Raw genomic sequence first — 16,176 nt, forward strand, 5'->3', positions numbered from 1 at the left:
GTATCCCCTCACCGGCGTTGTTTATTTTTCTGTTATGTCCACTGGCCCCGCAGGAAGGCCTGGATCATGTGGTTCGTCAAGCTGTACTCATCGGGCTTGACGGGGATCTCCTCCCGCCGGTACCACCCCGCCTGGGACAGCTCCTGTCGGTCCATGTGGATGGTCCCATCCCCGTCCAGGCGGGCGAAAAAGCCCAGCAGGAGGTTGGATTCCGTCCCCCAGGGCTGGCTACCGTAGTAGCGGATGTCCTTCACCTCCAGCCCCACTTCCTCCCGGATTTCCCGGCGCACCGTGTCCTCGGCGGTCTCGCCGATCTCATTGAAGCCGGCAATGAGGGCATAGCCTTTGTACTCCCGGCCCTGGTAGCGGGTCATCAATAGGCGGTCCCCGTCTGTCACCGCCACAATCACCGCCGGGGCAATCTTGGGATAGATCATATTCCCGCAGCGGGGGCAGCGGAGCATCCGCTCGTCCTGGTCTGGCTGGGTCTCTCCACCACAACGGCCACAGAACTTGTTGTCCCGATACCAGAGGGACAGGTGGTAGGCCGTGGTTTCGGCAAAGTGGAAGGCCTTGTCCTTCTTCTCCCGGTCCTTTCTCAAGTCCTGCCAGTCATAGCCCGGCAGTTGGGTCCCTTCCTCTAGCTCTGCCAGGTAGTATTCCTCCCCGTCAATGCGGAAGAGGTAAAACACCTGCTTCATCTCAGCCCGCAGCTCCCGGTAGGTGGGCAGTGCAAAGCTGCCGTCCTGGACCCGCTCCAAGGCCTTGCGCCCCTGAAACACGAAGCACAAGCTGTCCGCCTCCGGCTGGCGGAGGGAATATTCCACATGATACTGTTTCGGTTCGATCTCCTGAAGCATACCGCGCCGCCTTTCTCTCCTGCTTTACACGCCCGGCCGGACAGTCTGTCCGGCATTGGCCTCTTCCAACTGCTCTGCAGTGAGTCCCATAGGGGCCTCCTGGAAGAGCCGTTCTTCCATAAAGGGGACATGGGGCGGGATCACCGGCTGAAACTCCATCTGGTCCAGAATGTCCCGCCGGAGGTCCACGCCCCGGGCGATCTCCACCAGGGTGATCCCCGCTTTCTCCAAGCGGAACACCGCCCGCTCCGTGATGTACAGCACCTCCTGCCCCTTCTTCACTGCCTCCTGGCCGGAGAAGGTAATGGCCTCCACATCCTTGCGGAACTTCTTCTGTGGGCCCTGGGTAACCACCTGGACGCCATCCGCCGTCAGCTCCACCTGCTGTTTCCCTGCGGTAAAGGTCCCGATGAAACAGAGCTTGCGCACGTTCTGGGTGATGTCGATGAACCCGCCGGGGCCCACCATCCGGCCGTGGAAGCTAGAGGCATTCACGTTCCCCAGCCGGTCCACCTCCGCGAACCCCAGCACCGCCATGTCCAGGGCACCGCCGTCGTAGAGCTGTAGGATATCCGCCATGCGGTACATGGCCTCTGGGTTGGCCGCCGCGCCGAAGCCCACCCCTCGCAGCGGGATACCACCCAGGGGGCCGCACTCGATGGAGAGGGTGAATAGGTCAGAAATCCCCTCCTCGTCAGCCACAGAGCCGATACCGCCGGGCATTCCAATCCCCAGGTTGATGAGGCTATGGGGTTTTAGTTCCATCGCGGCCCGACGGCAGCAGACCTTAGGCGGGCTAAGCTTCAAAGGCTCAAAGGGCACCCCGGGCACGTTAGCCAGCCCTGCCAGCTCTGGGCGGAACAGGTCTGTGTCAAAGCCCTGACGGCTGTACTCCGGTCGTCCCTCCACGATATAATCCACCATGAAGCCGTGGATGAATACCTCCTGGGCGGGGATGGTCCCACGCTTGACCACCTTGTCCACCTGGGCCACCACGATCCCGCCGCTGTTGTGTACCGCTGCCGCCACCTCAAATTGTTCCACGTTCATGGATTCGTGGCGAATGGACAGGTTCCCGTCCTCATCCCCGTAGGTTGCCCGGATGAAACAGATATCAACAGGGAAGCTGGGGTAAAACAGGCATTCCTTTCCCCCAAGCTCCACCAGGGAAACAATCTCCTTCCCCGCCTCCCTGGTCTTTCGGTTTGCTTTGCCGCCACCAAAACGGGGGTCGGCAAAGGTTCCAATTCCTGTGGTGGAGATGGCCCCCGGCAGCCCTCCGGCAATGGCCCGGAAAAGCTGCATCAGGTTTCCCAGGGGGAGCATATAACAGGTCACCTTTTCCTCCGCCACAATCTTGCGCAGGCCAGGGTCATAGCCCATGTGGGAAATGATCAGCTCCCGGAACATCCCCGGCTTTTCCGCCAAGTGGCTGACGCCCCGGCCTTCCCCGTCCCCCTGGCTGGTACACTTCACCAGGGACAGGTTCTGGGGGTGGCCGGTTTGGTCATAATGCTCCGCCAAGCTCATAATCAAGTCCTCTGGACATCCAAAGCCGTTGAAGCCTGTGGTGGTCAGGGTCATATCATCCTTGACCAGTGCCGCCGCCTGTGCGGCGGTAATTCGTTTGTTCATATTTCTTCTCCTCGCCATCATCCTGCGGGGTCTCCCCCTAGTGTTTGCTTGCCCCAATTATATCATACTTTTCCTGCTTTGCCAAAGGCAGCTTTTTCAGGCCACCGGCAAGGCATTCCCAAAAAGTTGGTATGATCTCTAGGAACGTTGACATATAGTGATGCAACGCGAAAACAGTGTGCCCCTCAATCACACTGTTTTCCTACTTTATAAGGAGACATCGCTATGAAACGAAACATCTTATCTTTTTTTATGATAGCCGTCTTGCTGGTATCCCTCTGTTCCTGTATCCACAGTGGCACGGAAATCACCCTGGACCCGGATGGTTCCGGTACTGTCACGGTACAATCCGGCTGCCGGGTGGATGCCCTGGACGCTGGGGAAGCGCACAACATCGACCTGAGTAAAGCCCAGTACTTTACCTACAACGGCACCGAGTATGCCGGTACGGTACAGTCTACGGCTTTTGACGATCTGGCCGCGCTAAACGCACACTTTGATGGAGCGCTTACACTCAAAAAGACCACAAAAAATGCCTTCACCTTGGCGCTGCAATACGACAACCGGGCAGCCCTGGACGCCCTTTTGGCCCAGTATCCCGACTATGACTGTACAGACGAGGAACGCAAAACCCTAGAGAGCAGCTTTTCCAACTCCTATACCTTTCACTTCCCCTACCCGGTGAAATTGGCAGGTGCCCCCCACAAGGGTGTCTACATCCACGGCCACAACCTGACCGTCACCCCCACAGAGCTCCCCATCGACAGCCGAGGCACCCTGACCTTTTACATTGGCAACGACTCCCTCCCCATCTTCCGGGATGTCGCCTCCACCGCCTGGTATTACCGGGCCGTAAACGCCATGGCCATCTCCGGCTCCATCAAGGGGTATGCCGACGGGACCTTCCGTCCTGAGCAGACCCTGTCCCTGGCGGAACTCTGCCAAGTCATTGCCCGCACCTCCGGCCTGCCGGTGGGCACAGACCAAAACGGCTACTGGGCAGGCAAGGCGATTCAAAGCTGTCTTGACGCCGGGTACATCTTCCCCCACCAGGACTATAGTGCGCCGGTCACCCGGGAGGAGGCGGTGTCCGCCCTGGCCCGGGCCTACCGGGACCTGTTCCCCCACGATATCGAGGCAAGCAACGTGGTCATCCCAGACTATCTAAACATCTCCATCGCCTATTTGAGCGATATCGTCTTTGCCTATGAAATTAAGCTGTGCACCGGCCAGGACAGCCACGGCAACTTCAACCCAAAAGGGAAGCTCAAGCGGGCAGAATTGTGCCAGCTATATGCAAACGCTAGGCTATATGTAGGCCAGCTCTCCCCCACTGCCATGGAAGCAGGGAATTAGGGAAAATCCCATCATTTCTTGTTGTAATCTCTCCCCGGCTTTGCTATACTGCAGCTATGATGAAAAAAATATTACTAATCAACACTGGCGGGACCTTCTCCTCCCGCCCCGGGGAAAACGGCCTTACCCCCGCCCTCACCAGTGAGGAAATCGGAACCCTTTTGGGGGGCTTCGACCCTGCCCTGTCCATCACCCCAGAGGACCTCTGCTCCCTGGACAGCTCCAACATCACCCCCGACCACTGGCGCACCCTGGCCCTGCGCATCGGCGAGGACGTGGAACACTGGGACGGGGTGGTGCTCATCCACGGCACGGACACCATGGCATACACCGCCTCCATGCTCTCCTTCATGCTGCAAAACATCCCCATCCCGGTGGTGCTCACCGGGAGCCAAATGCCCCTGGGCGTCCCTATGTCTGACGCCGCCGACAACCTCCGCTGTGCCCTGCAAATGGCCGCCAGCGGGCGGGGCGGGGTGTTCGTGGCCTTTGACCGAAAAATCATGCTGGGCTGCCGGACCTCCAAGGTGCGCACCGTCAGCTTCAACGCCTTCGAGAGCATCAACTATCCTTACGTCGGGGAGGTCAACGCATTTGGCCTGCAACTGCGCCTAGAGGAGACCCCGCCGGCAGGCCCCTTCCGCCTCCAAGTGGACTACTCCGACCGCATCTCCGTCTTGAAGCTCTTCCCTGGCATGGACCCAGATATCTTCCGCTTCCTTCAGGAGCGGGGGTATGAGGGCATCTACATTGAGGGCTTCGGCCTGGGGGGCGTCCCGTTTTTGAAAAGCGACTTTACCGCAGAAATCCGCCGGGCCTCCCAGTCCGGCCTTCCCATCCTGGTGGGGAGCCAGTGCCGCTATGAGGGAAGTAACCTCAGCGTCTATGAGACTGGACAGCGAATCTTGGACTGCGGCGGCATCCCCGTCCACGACATGACCCAGGAGGCCGTAGTGACAAAGCTCATGTGGTGCCTGGGACAGAGCAAGCGCCGGGAGGACATCCAGAAGCTTTTCCGAGAAAATTTGGTGCAAGAGGTTAGGGTGCCGTAAAAGCAGTGGTCTGGACGTGAAAGGTCCAGACCACTGCTTTCCTGTTTCCTATTCCTCCACCCACCGCAAAGACTCCCGGACAATGGGGAGGTATACGGCCCGGTTTTCCTGTTCCAGCCGTTCCTGCCATCGTTCCAAAGCCGTCCGGTCCATGTGCCAGGTCAAAACGTCGAAAATTTCAACCTTATCGTCAGCGTAGGCCTGTTGGGCAAGTTCCTCCACTACTTGGGGATCCATCTCCATCCAATTGTTCCTATCGTCCCAGTACAAGCACTCTAGGGCCTCTGAATAAAGCGTCTTATTTCCTTCAGCATAAGCCCTCTCCAGCCACTCCCTTTGGATGCTTTCGTCCAAAAGATACAGAACCTCACCAAACTCTATCCCTAGGCCATCCTCATAATACCGTTGGGCTAGTTTTTCCGCACCAACAGCGCCAACATCATCCGCAACATGGATAAAAAAGTTGATGTCCCGATCCCCTCTCACCTTGCCATGCTTGTATTCTTCCAACATCAGCTCCCGCAACGCCTGCATCGCCCCCGGGTTTCTCATAATCTTTTCGCTGTATTTGCTAAAGTAGGCTGTTAGTGTCACCCTCTCCTGCTCCTCCTCGTCCCAAATTGGAAAGGTCTTGCTGGGGGGTATCTCTCCGTTGTAGCCATATACATTCCAAGATAGGTTAAAAATATAGGGGCCCTGACTGTCATGATCCAGTGTTACAGCAACATCTCTTCCTTGTGGAGAATAGAGGCCCGTCCACCCCAAGTGGCAGGGATATTGTGCATACGCATCCTCTTCTGTATATCCCCACAAAATCGAGTGTTCCTGCTCCCAAAGCTCCTCCTCTGTTGGCTCCTTCTCCCCCACCAGGGACTGCGGCACGCAAGCCCCCGCCGCCACCGCGACGCCAATCAGCAGACAGGTCAGCAGCAGAGAGATTACCACAGGTCTCTTTTTCCCAAACCTCATAATAGCACCCAACCTTTCTTTTAAGCACTGAGCACTTTCGTTCAGGTGGACAGCCACTTTAGGGTAGCGCTCCCCTGCCACCATAGCGTGGAGGAGGGTGTCTCCATAGTCCCGCCGGGCAGGCGCATCCAAGCGTCGGAGCAGGGCCTCATCGCAGGAGAGCTCACAGTCCCGGTTGATTTGCCCCGCCATCCACCAGACCAGGGGGTTGAACCAGTGGAGGCACAGGGTCAACTGCACCAGCCACTTATAGAACATATCTCCCCGTTTATAGTGGGTCAGCTCATGGAGCAGGGTGTAATACAGCTCACTTTTGGGCAAGTCCGTGTTGGGCAGCACCACCACTGGCCGGAAAAAGCCCAACAGCAAAGGCGAGGATACCATGGGATTGTGGTATAGCCCCACCGGACAGCGCACCCCGGCCTTCGTCTTGGCCTGGGCCAGGGTTCCCAACAGAGCTGGCTGGGTCACTGCCCCCCAACCCCTCTGGATATGGCCCCTAAAACGGCAATAGGTCACAACCCTTTGCAGGAACATGCACAGTGCCACGCTTAGCCACAACAGCCAGAGCTTGTCCAAAAGCCATGCCCCAGCATTCTCCTTGGATTCTTCCAGCAGGGGCGTCCCCTCCGGCCGGGCAATCCCATTGCCCAAACCGTCCCCGCTGGGGCTATGGTTGTCCGCCTCTTCAGGGGAGGTCATGTACAGTTCCGCCGTTGGTGACTGAATGCTTTGCCCCGCCTGGGACGCACGCTCCCAAGTAAACTCCAGCTCTGTGGGCACTGGCAACAGCAGCCGGGCAATTACGATGAGCCAAATGTAATATTGCCAGGTTTTACTCACCCTGTCTTTCCACAGAGGCCTGCCAAACAGCAGCACCAGGAGCAGCACCCCGCCGGAAAGGGACAGGGATACCACCAGCTTTCCTATCTCATTCATGGCTTTCCCTCCTCCCAGAACTGCTTCAACTCCTCATACTCCGCCGGGGAAATCAAATCCCTCTGGATCAGGGTGGAAACCAACCCCTTGGCGCTGCCCTCATACAGCTTGTTCAGCAGCGTCTGGGTCTGAGCCGCCTGATAGTCCCCTTCGGACACCACCGCAGTGTACTCGTTCCTGCGGCCCAACTTCTTGGTCTTGAGCAGCCCTTTTTCCACCAGACGGGACAGCAAAGTAATGATGGTGTTCTTCTGCCATGTCCGGCCTGATTTTGCCAACTCCTCCATGATGTGCGCATAGAAGGCTGTGCCCTCATTGGCCCAGACAATCTTCATCAATTCCAGCTCAGAATCGGAAACTTGGGCAATCATCCCTTGTCACCTCCTTTGATGACATCTTGTAGTCTAACTATAGGATAACAGCTTGTAGTCTATTTGTCAAGAGAAAAAACATCCCCCCGATTGGTCTGCGTACCAACCAGGGGGATGTTCCTATTGTTCAATGTTCAAAGGCCTGCGTCAGCTTTCAGCTTTTCCAAAAGCTGCTCTGTCTCCTGGGCCAACTGTCCCAAGGCCCCCTCCTGGAAGGGAGAGCGCAAACCGGCCTCTTCCAACAAGTCCGTAAACACCTTCTCCCCGCCCTGAGAGAGGAAACGGACGTAGCGGGCAAAGGCCCCGTCATAGTCCTTCTGGGACGCCAGGAGGAATTGCAGCGCCGCCGTCTGGGCCAGGCAGTAGTCAATATAATAGAAGGGCGTCTCATAGATGTGCATCTGATACTGCCAGCGGGTGCCCTCCTCCAAGTAGGGGATGCCCTCGAAGTGCAGGTGGGGGCGGAACTCCGCCTCTAGCTTCCGCCAGGCGGCCTTGCGCTCCTCCGGGGTCCACTCCGGGTTCTCATAGACCTGGCGCTGGAAGTCGTCCACAATGGTGCCATAGGGCAGGAAGGATAGAGAGTCCAGCAGGTGCATGAACTGATAGCGCTTGGCGTCCTCCCCAAAGAAGTGCTCCATATAAGGCCAAGCGAAGAACTCCATGCTCATGGAGTGGGTCTCCGCCGTCTCCATGCCGCCCACATTCAGCTCCACCACATACTCGTTGCCTGCAATGGTGTAGTCGGCAAAGGCATGGCCTGCCTCATGGGTCACCACATCCACATCCCCGGAGGTGCCGTTGAAATTGGCCAGGATGAAGGGCTGGTGGTAGGCCATGAAGCTGGTGCAGTAGCCGCCCCCCCATTTGTTCTTCCGGGACTCCACGTCGAAAGCATCGGTGTCCAGCATAAAGTCGAAAAACTCCCCTGTCTCCTTGCTCATGCTGTGGTACATGGCCTTGGCGGCGGCAAAGATTTCTTCCTTCCCCCCCTTGGGTGCAGGGTCCCCTTGGGGGAAAATCAGGTCATAGTCGTAGAGCATCAACTTGTCCACGCCCAGGGCCTTGCCCACTTCCTCCCGGAGCCGGGCCACCACAGGCACCACATCCCGCCGGACGTTCTCCCGGAACTGTTTCACTTCCTCCGGGCCATAGCACAGGCGGCCCATGCGGTAGTAGCCCAACTCCACGAAATTCTTATACCCCATGCGCACTGCCATCCGATGGCGGATGGTCACCAGCTGGTCAAAGAGGCCGTCCAACTCCTGGCTGTGCTCCTTAAGGGTGCGGCCTAGAACCTCATAGGCCTCCTTCCGGGTGGCCCGGTCCGGGGATTTGGCATACTTCATCAGCATGGGACGGGGGAGCTTTTCCCCCCGGAATTCAAACTCCATCCCCGCCATAAGCTGGGAATACTTGCTCACCAGGCGGTTTTCCTCCACCATCTCCTGGATGATACAGGGGGCCATGGACTTCAAATCCACCTCCATAGAGCGGTACATCAGGGGCAGCAGCTTGCCGCTGACCTCTAGCTCCTGGCGGTAGGGGCTGTTCACCATAGCCCGGCTATAGTCCTGCATCAGGCTCTGGGCCTGGGGGCCAGTCTCGTCGTAGTAGTCCTTTTCCGCCAGATAAAATTCATCGGCGGTGTTGACGCTGTAGCGCATATAGGACAGGGCCTGGGCGGTCTCCAAGCGGATCGACAGCTTCTTATAGCGCTCCCGGGCCTCCAACACCTCCTGGGCAGAGGAAGCCTCCTTCACCTGGCGGATAATGTCCTTGATCTCCCCGGCAAATTCCTCAATGGAAAGCCGTTCATACTTCAATTCCGATACTTTCATGCAGCGCTCCTTTTTCCTATTTTTCAAAAGGGCAGGTCCCGCAGGGCGGGCCGCCCGTGTAGACTCTCCGCCTGGCGCACCGAGCGGTGGATGGCCTCCTCCACAGCCCGGGCCGCCAGAATGCCCACCACATCGGGGTCGGCGGGCACCGAGCCATAGCACATGGCAAACATACAATCCCCGTCAAAGGTGGCGTTGGCGGGGCGGACAGCTCGGACCGTCCCGTTTTGGGCCACCGCCGCCAGCTTGCTGGCCTGGGCCTTGTTCAGGGCAGCATTGGTCACCACACAGCCGATGACGGTGTTCTCCCCCGTCATCTTGCCGCTGAAAATGTCCTTCTGCCGGGTGCTGTGGGCAATGAGCCACTCCTCGCTGGAAAGGAAGCCCGTGTTATCCCGGTTCCGGGCGCCGGCAATGATCCGGCCCCGTTCCACCACGTCGCCCACGGCATTGCAGGCCACCACAGCCCCCACCAGCAGCTCCCCCTGGCGCAGGGCATAGGCCCCCACGCCGCCTTTCATAGCCTGTTCCGGGCCCAGGAGCTTCCCCACGGTGCAGCCCATCCCCGCACCGAAGTTCCCCTCCCGGAAGGGCAAGCCCTCTAGGGCAGCAATGCAGGCGGCGCGGCCCATGGCGGCATCTGGACGGCGATCCATGCGGCCGAATTTCAGGTCGAAGAGGACGGCAGCGCAGACGTTGGGGACACGGGTGACCCCAACATCCCGGCCGATGCCCACGGACTCCAAGGTCTCCATCACCCCGCCGGCGGCATCCAGGCCAAAGGCGCTGCCCCCAGTGAGAAGCACCCCGTGGACCACTTCCCGGTTGCACTGGGGGGCCAGGGCATCGGTATCCCTGGTACTGGGGGAGCCGCCCCGAACATCCACCCCGGTCACTGCCCCCTGGGGACAGAGGATCAACGTACAGCCGGTGCCAGCTTTTTGGTCCTGGGCCTGGCCGAAGCGAAAGCCGGGAATCTCTTGAATATTTAGTTTCTCCATTTTTTCCTTCTCCAACCCCCGTGGGCGTCAATTTCTACTCCTAGTGTAAAAGCACCTCCGCCGCCTAAGGGCGGCGGAGCTCTCGATCCTGTGTCTGCTTCAGCGCGCCGTTGCGCTCTGCTCTGCTTGGCTGTCCCGCTTGGCCAGGGCTTCCCCCACGGTGTAGACGTTCCCCGCCCCCACCGTGAGAATCAGGTCCCCCGGCCGGGCCAGGCGGTAAAGCCAGTTGGCCAACTCCGCAAAGGAGGGCGCCACCAGGGCACCGGGGATGGCGTCCGCCAGGTCCTGGGAGGAAATCCCCACGTCGTTCTTCTCCCGGGCAGCGAAAATTTCCGCCAAAAATGTCACATTGGGCTTTTGCAATGCCTCCACAAACTCAGAAAACAGGGCCTTGGTCCGGGTATAGGTATGGGGCTGGAAGGCACAGATCACCCGCTGATACCCCAGGCTCATGGCCATATCCAACAGGGCGTTTAGCTCCCCAGGATGGTGGGCATAGTCGTCATAAATGGCCGCCCCCTTGACCATCCCCTTATACTCAAAGCGGCGGCCCGCCCCCCGGAAGTCGTTCAAGCCCCGGGCGATGGCGTCCCCAGAGATGCCCAGCACCAGGGCGGCAGCGGCGGCGGCGATGGCGTTCTTCACATTGTGCATCCCAGGTACTTGGAGGGAAATGTGGGCCACAGGCTTCCCGTCCTGGACGATATCGAAGCTGGGCAGGCCCCCCTTCCAGCGCAAATTCTCTGCGTGAAAGTCCCCCTGTTCCAGGCCGAAGGTCAGCACACCCCTCTTCCCCTTTAGGGCTTCCATGGTATTCTCGTCCTCCCCGTTGGCCAGGACGGTTCCGCCGCTGGGCACCAGGTCGGCAAAGGCCCGGAAGGAGTTCTCCACATCCTCCAAGTCCTTGAAGAAGTCCAGATGATCCGCTTCGATGTTCAAAATCACCGCCACGGTGGGATAGAAGGACAGGAAGGAGTTGCAGTATTCGCAGGACTCCAAAATGATGGTCTCCCCCTTCCCCACCCGGTGGCCGGTACCCAGCAGGGGGAGGGTGCCGCCGATCATCACCGTGGGGTCGATCCGAGCGGCCATGGCAATGTGGGTACACATGGAGGTGGTGGTGGTCTTTCCGTGGGTGCCGGAGATGCACAGGGCATTTTTATACCGGCGCATGATGGAGCCCCAGGCCTCCGCCCGCTCAAAGACGGGGATGCCCTGGGCCCGGGCGGCGGCGATCTCTGGGTTGCTGTCGTGGACGGCGGCGGTGCGGATGACAAAATCCGCACCGGCTACGCTCTCCGCCAGGTGGCCGATGGTCACCGGGATGCCTAGGGAGCGGAGATGGGCCACGGAACTGCTGTCCAACATGTCGGAACCAGTGACGTTCAGCCCCTCCCCTTGGAGCACCTCCGCCAGGGGGGACATGGACACCCCGCCGATGCCCACTAGATGCGCCCGTTTTTGGGGCGCGATATATTCATGAATGCAATCATTTGCCATTGGGTTTACACACCTTTTCTATTCAGCTATAATGTAGTCCAAACAAGTGTTTCTCATTATATCCAATTTCCCGCACCTTGGCAAGTGTTTCCGCTTGATTCAGTATAAGCGGAATGGGAGAAAATCATAACCGAAAGGGGGGTGTTTTTTGAAGCTATATGGGACCCATGGGGGCAGCGGGGTGGCGCTGCTGGCCCAAGCTGCGGCAGACGCCTGGGGGCTCTCCCCCCTCCCCCCGCTGGAACGGACGGAGACCGGCAAGCCCTTTTTTCCCAAAAATCCCCAGCACCATTTCAACCTCAGCCACAGCGGTGGCCTGGTGCTGTGCGCCCTCTCTGCCCACCCGGTGGGGGTGGACATCGAGGTGATGAAGCCCCGCCGCCCTGCCCTCCCCCGGCAAGCCCTGACGGCGGAGGAGTTTGCCTGCTATCAGGCCCTTGGGGGGGATTGGCCCGCTTTTTATACCCTCTGGACCCGGAAGGAGGCCTGGTGCAAATACAGCGGCCTGGGCCTGGGCCAGCAGTGGGGGAAAACGCCCCCGGAACACGAACATTTCCGCAGTTACGCCGGGGAAACTTGGCGGGCCGCAGCCTGGGGGGAGGAACCGCCCCCGGAACAGATCATCTGGCTGAAAGGAGATCACTCCCTATGAAACTCCCCCCTGCGTTCTACAACCGTGACACCTGTACCGTCGCCCAGGACCTTCTGGGCAAGTACCTGGTCCGTGTCCTAGACGGCCTGCCCCTGGCCCTGCGTATCAACGAGACCGAGGCCTATATCGGGCGGCTGGATAAGGCCTGCCACGCCTATGGCTACCGCCGCACCCCCCGCACAGAAACCCTCTTTGCCGCCCCTGGCACCGCCTATATCTATTTAATCTACGGGATGTATCACTGCCTGAACTTTGTCACCGAGCCCGAGGGGGAACCCGCCGCCGTACTCATCCGGGGCGGGGAGGCACGGGGGGACGTGGAACTGCTCTCCCACACCCGTTATGGCAAGGCGTTTTCCCAACTCTCCCCCTACCAAAAAAAGAATTTCCTCAACGGGCCGGGGAAGCTGTGCAAGGCCCTGGACCTCACCAAAGCGGAAAACGGCTGCTCCCTGTGCAGTGACAATCTTTTCGTCTGCGATGACCTCTCCCCCCTGGGGCTGGATGTCCCGGAAAGTGACAGCCTACCCTTCTCCATTCAGTCTGGAAAGCGGGTGGGCATTGATTATGCCCAGGAGGCAGTGGACTTCCCCTGGCGGTATTGGATCGGGGCAGAATAAACGGAGACGGCTCACGCCACCCCTGTTCCAGCAGCAAATATTCCACATAAGACCCGGCAGCGAAGCACATCGTCCTCGCTGCCGGGTCTGTTGTCAATCAGCCTGTTCCCCTTTGGGGGCGATGCTCCAAGAAATCATCATGGAGATGAACCCCAGGGCAAGGTATGCCCCAGCATAGCCAGCCAACATCTGCCATGCGTCAATCAGTCCGCCTTCCAGCAAAAACAGCCCAGGCGCCAGGAAGGGCAGAACCCAGCGGCGGCGGAGACCCTTTCCCGCAAAGATGCCCAAAAACACAAAGTAAATTGGAGCCACAACGAACAGGCACAGCACAAAAATTCCCATACCCGTACCGGGGTCCAAGAGAAGCGTCAGCCATGGCAGTACGCACACAACCACCACCGAACCCGCCCCCCAACAGAGCGCGGCCCTCCTTCCTGTTTTCGTTGCGTCCCGCTCCATTTCCTATCCTTTCATTCTACATGCTCACTGGCACGCATGGCCTGGATGGTCTTGTCAATTAGCTCGTCCAACTCCCAGCCCAGCATTTCCGTCCCTTGGAGGATCACCTCCCGGGAGCAGCCGGCAGCGAATTTCTTGTCCTTAAACTTTTTCTTCACGGACTTCACCTCCAAATCCGACACACTCTTGGAGGGGCGCATAAGAGCCGCTGCGCCGATAAGGCCCGTGAGCTCATCGGTGGCGAAGAGAACTTTTTCCATCAGGTGTTCCGGCTTGATGTCTGACACCAGGCCATAACCATGGCTGGCAGTGGCCCGGATTAACCGCTCATCCAACCCCCGCTCCCGCATGATCTCCTGGGACTTCACGCAGTGCTCCTCCGGGTACTGTTCAAAATCCAGGTCGTGGAGCAGGCCCACAATGGACCAAAACGCCCGCTCGTCCCCAAAGCCAAGCTGTTCAGCAAACCAGCCCATCACGTCGGAGACCACGTAAGCGTGTTTCAGATGAAAGTCCCCCTGGTTGTACTCCTTCAGAAGGTCCAGGGCTTGTGCATAGGTCAATTCCATTCCGCTTCTCCTCTCTCTTTTTAGATGCCCCAATTATAGCACATCTCAAAGATAAAAGATACGGCCCCCTAACAAGACAGGAAAATTTCACAACCTTTTCCAGCAAGCCCCATGCCTCCGGTTGCACCACTCCATAATCTATGCTACACTGAGAACCATATATTTTATAGGAGCGTGAAAACCATGTCCTACCCCTACTCTGCCCTGTTCCAACCGCTACAGTTGGGCAGTCTCACCCTGAAAAACCGCTTCTGCGCTGGTCCCCTGACTCTCCCCTCCCTCTTCGACCCCCAGGGGGCCTTCTCCCCCGACGGCCTGGCCTACTTTGAAGCCCGGGCCAAGGGAGGTTTCGGTCTGATCTATACTGGGGCCTTTCACCCAGACGTGCTGGTGGACCCCGTCCATCCCCTGGACAGCAAGCAGCCCCTGAAAGCCCCCAAGGCTTTCCAGCGCTCTGCCGTAGAGCTATTGGAGCGTTTGGACGCCTATGGTGCCAAGATGCTCCCCCAAGTCTCCATGGGCTATGGACGCAACGCCATGGGCTGTTACGGCCCCTCGGAAATCCCCTATTACCATGACCCCGCCAAAACCACCCCTGCCCTCACCAAGATGCAAATTCAACAAAAAATCCAGCAGATGATCGACACCGCCGTCTTTTTGAAGGCCTGTGGCTTCCCCGGCATCGAAGTCCACGCCATGCACTGGGGCTATCTCCTGGACCAGTTCGCCCTGTCCTACATGAACCACCGGGAGGACGAATACGGCGGGGCCTTGGAAAACCGCCTGCGGTGCGCCAGGGAAATTGTGGAGGGGGTCAAGGCCGCCTGCGGCTCTGACTTTGTGGTGTCCATGCGCTTGGCTCTGAAAACCTACATCAAGGGCTACAACCACCCCTCCCTCCACGGGGAGGACGAGGTGGGCCGCACCCTGGAAGAGGGGGTGGAAATTTGCCGCCGCCTAGAGGCCTACGGCTACGACTGCCTCAGTGTGGACTTTGGCCAGTACGACTCCTTCTACTACGCCGCCCCTCCCTGCTACATGGAAAAGGGCCGCATCCTGGACTTAGCAGAACAGGCAAAGGCGGCGGTAAACATCCCCATTCTCTGCGGCGGCGGGATGGACGCCCCGGAGCTGGCGGCAGCGGCCATTGCAGCGGGAAAAATCGACGCTGTGGTTCTGGGCCGCCCCTCCCTAGCCGACCCGGCCTATCCCCAAAAGGTAGAGCGGGGCGTTTTGGCGGACATACGCCCCTGCATCGGCTGCAACCAGGGCTGCATCGGCGCGTTGAAGCTGGGACGGCGGGCAGGCTGCGCGGTGAATCCCCAGGCCGCACGGGAAGCCAGCTTCAGCCCCCTGCCCGTCTTTGCAAAAAAGGACGTCCTGGTGGTAGGGGGCGGCGTGGCCGGAATGGAAGCCGCCCGTACCGCCGCCAGCCGGGGGCATACTGTCACCCTCTGCGAGGGCTCTGCACAACTGGGAGGCAACCTGCTCCCCGCCGGGGCCCACCACTTCAAGGAAGTCCTCAACCAGCTGAACCGCTGGTATCAGCGTCAGCTTGACAAGCTGGGGGTCACCATCCAACGCAACACCCACCTCACCACCCAGGATATCCTGGCTCGCAAGCCCGACAGCGTAATCCTGGCCGTGGGAGCGGAACCGGTCGTCCCCGCTGTGCCCGGCATCACGGGCAGCAATGTCGTGGACTGCGTTGCCGCCCTCACCGGCGCTCCTGTCTCAGGAAAAAAGCTGGTGGTCATTGGCGGCGGTCTGGTGGGCTGCGAGACTGCCTTGGGCTACGCCCAGGAAGGCCGGGAGGTCACCATGGTAGAAGCCCTGCCCTGCCTTCTCTCCGCCGGCATCCCTGTGCCAGAGAGCAACCAGCAGATGCTGGAGGACTTGTTGGAAGAGGCAAAGGTCAGCATTCGTACCGGAAGCCGCCTAGTCCAAGTAAACCCGGACAGTGTGGTCATTGCCACAGCCCAAGGACAAGAAACCCTCCCCGCCGACGGGGTTATCTTGGCCGCTGGCTTCCGTCCCCGCCCTTCCCTGTCCGCCGAACTCACCGGCAGCGGCATCGAAGTCTATCAAGTAGGGGATGGCTGTAAGGTAGGCAGCGTTATGACCGCCATCGCCACCGCCTATACCGTGGCCCGGGCCCTGTAACCCCCCACCAAAGCACACAGGAGGACGTCCCATGCAAGAGTCTATTCCCATGCACGTCATCGCCACCATGCGCAGTGCCTTTCCCGCCAAGTTCGGCATCCCCCGCCAGAGCGGTTTAGTGGAAAGCCTGCGCTCCACCATCGTCTTTGCGCCAGAGTACCGCAACCCAGACGCCCTCCGGGGGAT

General features: G+C 59.3%; 15 protein-coding genes. 6 read left to right on the forward strand and 9 right to left on the reverse strand.

Translation table 11 applies throughout. From position 1 onward, the window contains the following. Window positions 1–32 precede the first annotated feature (32 nt). Together nudC and ACTOZL_RS07420 are read right to left on the reverse strand one after the other, a co-directional pair. Window positions 33–860 carry an NAD(+) diphosphatase gene (gene nudC, locus ACTOZL_RS07415; protein ID WP_482477620.1) on the reverse strand — a complete coding sequence of 276 codons (828 nt, stop codon included), beginning with the start codon at window positions 858–860 and terminating at the stop codon, window positions 33–35. A 24-nt stretch (window positions 861–884) separates the two neighbouring features. After that, complete coding sequence (locus tag ACTOZL_RS07420; protein WP_482477621.1) at window positions 885–2,495, reverse strand: acyl CoA:acetate/3-ketoacid CoA transferase; 1,611 nt, start codon at window positions 2,493–2,495, stop codon at window positions 885–887. 225 nt (window positions 2,496–2,720) lie between these two features. On the opposite strand from ACTOZL_RS07420, the gene ACTOZL_RS07425 reads away from it, so the two are divergent. Further along, window positions 2,721–3,851 (forward strand): S-layer homology domain-containing protein, encoded by a 1,131-nt coding sequence (locus ACTOZL_RS07425; RefSeq protein ID WP_482477623.1) that lies wholly within the window; start codon window positions 2,721–2,723, stop codon window positions 3,849–3,851. 59 nt (window positions 3,852–3,910) lie between these two features. Then, window positions 3,911–4,903 (forward strand): asparaginase, encoded by a 993-nt coding sequence (locus ACTOZL_RS07430; protein WP_482477624.1) that lies wholly within the window; start codon window positions 3,911–3,913, stop codon window positions 4,901–4,903. A gap of 48 nt (window positions 4,904–4,951) precedes the next feature. Here the strand turns inward: ACTOZL_RS07430 and ACTOZL_RS07435 are convergent, their stop codons facing one another. The 5 genes from ACTOZL_RS07435 to murC all read right to left on the reverse strand — a co-directional run bounded on the left by ACTOZL_RS07435 (window position 4,952) and on the right by murC (window position 11,524). Continuing rightward, the gene (locus ACTOZL_RS07435) at window positions 4,952–6,811 is read right to left on the reverse strand and encodes a M56 family metallopeptidase (RefSeq protein ID WP_482477625.1); all 1,860 of its coding nucleotides are present in this window, start codon (window positions 6,809–6,811) and stop codon (window positions 4,952–4,954) included. Next, complete coding sequence (locus tag ACTOZL_RS07440) at window positions 6,808–7,182, reverse strand: BlaI/MecI/CopY family transcriptional regulator (protein ID WP_482477627.1); 375 nt, start codon at window positions 7,180–7,182, stop codon at window positions 6,808–6,810. The genes ACTOZL_RS07435 and ACTOZL_RS07440 overlap by 4 nt, the downstream gene beginning before the upstream one ends. 134 nt (window positions 7,183–7,316) lie before the next feature. Beyond that, complete coding sequence (locus ACTOZL_RS07445) at window positions 7,317–9,023, reverse strand: M3 family oligoendopeptidase (RefSeq protein ID WP_482477628.1); 1,707 nt, start codon at window positions 9,021–9,023, stop codon at window positions 7,317–7,319. Window positions 9,024–9,046: 23 nt separating this feature from the next. After that, entirely contained in the window at window positions 9,047–10,024 is a 978-nt protein-coding gene (locus ACTOZL_RS07450) for a P1 family peptidase (protein ID WP_482477630.1), read from the reverse strand. 99 nt (window positions 10,025–10,123) lie between these two features. After that, complete coding sequence (murC, locus tag ACTOZL_RS07455; RefSeq protein WP_482477631.1) at window positions 10,124–11,524, reverse strand: UDP-N-acetylmuramate--L-alanine ligase; 1,401 nt, start codon at window positions 11,522–11,524, stop codon at window positions 10,124–10,126. Between the two features lie 148 nt (window positions 11,525–11,672). Between murC and ACTOZL_RS07460 the strand changes: the two genes are divergently transcribed. Continuing rightward, complete coding sequence (locus tag ACTOZL_RS07460) at window positions 11,673–12,176, forward strand: 4'-phosphopantetheinyl transferase family protein (protein WP_482477632.1); 504 nt, start codon at window positions 11,673–11,675, stop codon at window positions 12,174–12,176. Next, window positions 12,173–12,796: a DNA-3-methyladenine glycosylase gene (locus ACTOZL_RS07465; protein ID WP_482477633.1), complete on the forward strand. Its 624-nt coding sequence runs from the start codon at window positions 12,173–12,175 to the stop codon at window positions 12,794–12,796. The genes ACTOZL_RS07460 and ACTOZL_RS07465 overlap by 4 nt, the downstream gene beginning before the upstream one ends. 93 nt (window positions 12,797–12,889) lie before the next feature. On the opposite strand, the gene ACTOZL_RS07470 is transcribed toward ACTOZL_RS07465, so the two are convergent. Continuing rightward, complete coding sequence (locus ACTOZL_RS07470) at window positions 12,890–13,141, reverse strand: hypothetical protein (protein WP_482477634.1); 252 nt, start codon at window positions 13,139–13,141, stop codon at window positions 12,890–12,892. A 128-nt stretch (window positions 13,142–13,269) separates the two neighbouring features. Continuing rightward, entirely contained in the window at window positions 13,270–13,827 is a 558-nt protein-coding gene (locus ACTOZL_RS07475) for a hydrolase (RefSeq protein ID WP_482477635.1), read from the reverse strand. Between the two features lie 183 nt (window positions 13,828–14,010). Between ACTOZL_RS07475 and ACTOZL_RS07480 the strand changes: the two genes are divergently transcribed. Beyond that, window positions 14,011–15,990, forward strand: coding sequence for an oxidoreductase (locus ACTOZL_RS07480; protein WP_482477637.1), 1,980 nt, complete (start codon window positions 14,011–14,013; stop codon window positions 15,988–15,990). Between the two features lie 31 nt (window positions 15,991–16,021). Continuing rightward, window positions 16,022–16,176, forward strand: a 155-nt coding sequence (locus ACTOZL_RS07485; protein ID WP_489706257.1) for a TrmO family methyltransferase domain-containing protein, incomplete at its 3' end; no start/stop codon positions are given.

The organism is Evtepia sp. (assembly GCF_056797215.1).

Excerpts from the sequence above, each read along its gene's own strand:
- ACTOZL_RS07440 (WP_482477627.1), bottom strand. The coding sequence starts at position 7,182 with ATGATTGCCCAAGTTTCCGATTCTGAGCTGGAATTGATGAAGATTGTC.
- ACTOZL_RS07470 (WP_482477634.1), bottom strand. The coding sequence starts at position 13,141 with ATGGGAATTTTTGTGCTGTGCCTGTTCGTTGTGGCTCCAATTTACTTT.
- nudC (WP_482477620.1), bottom strand. The coding sequence starts at position 860 with ATGCTTCAGGAGATCGAACCGAAACAGTATCATGTGGAATATTCCCTC.
- ACTOZL_RS07475 (WP_482477635.1), bottom strand. The coding sequence starts at position 13,827 with ATGGAATTGACCTATGCACAAGCCCTGGACCTTCTGAAGGAGTACAAC.
- ACTOZL_RS07425 (WP_482477623.1), top strand. The coding sequence starts at position 2,721 with ATGAAACGAAACATCTTATCTTTTTTTATGATAGCCGTCTTGCTGGTA.
- ACTOZL_RS07450 (WP_482477630.1), bottom strand. The coding sequence starts at position 10,024 with ATGGAGAAACTAAATATTCAAGAGATTCCCGGCTTTCGCTTCGGCCAG.
- ACTOZL_RS07420 (WP_482477621.1), bottom strand. The coding sequence starts at position 2,495 with ATGAACAAACGAATTACCGCCGCACAGGCGGCGGCACTGGTCAAGGAT.
- ACTOZL_RS07430 (WP_482477624.1), top strand. The coding sequence starts at position 3,911 with ATGAAAAAAATATTACTAATCAACACTGGCGGGACCTTCTCCTCCCGC.
- murC (WP_482477631.1), bottom strand. The coding sequence starts at position 11,524 with ATGGCAAATGATTGCATTCATGAATATATCGCGCCCCAAAAACGGGCG.
- ACTOZL_RS07435 (WP_482477625.1), bottom strand. The coding sequence starts at position 6,811 with ATGAATGAGATAGGAAAGCTGGTGGTATCCCTGTCCCTTTCCGGCGGG.
- ACTOZL_RS07465 (WP_482477633.1), top strand. The coding sequence starts at position 12,173 with ATGAAACTCCCCCCTGCGTTCTACAACCGTGACACCTGTACCGTCGCC.
- ACTOZL_RS07445 (WP_482477628.1), bottom strand. The coding sequence starts at position 9,023 with ATGAAAGTATCGGAATTGAAGTATGAACGGCTTTCCATTGAGGAATTT.
- ACTOZL_RS07480 (WP_482477637.1), top strand. The coding sequence starts at position 14,011 with ATGTCCTACCCCTACTCTGCCCTGTTCCAACCGCTACAGTTGGGCAGT.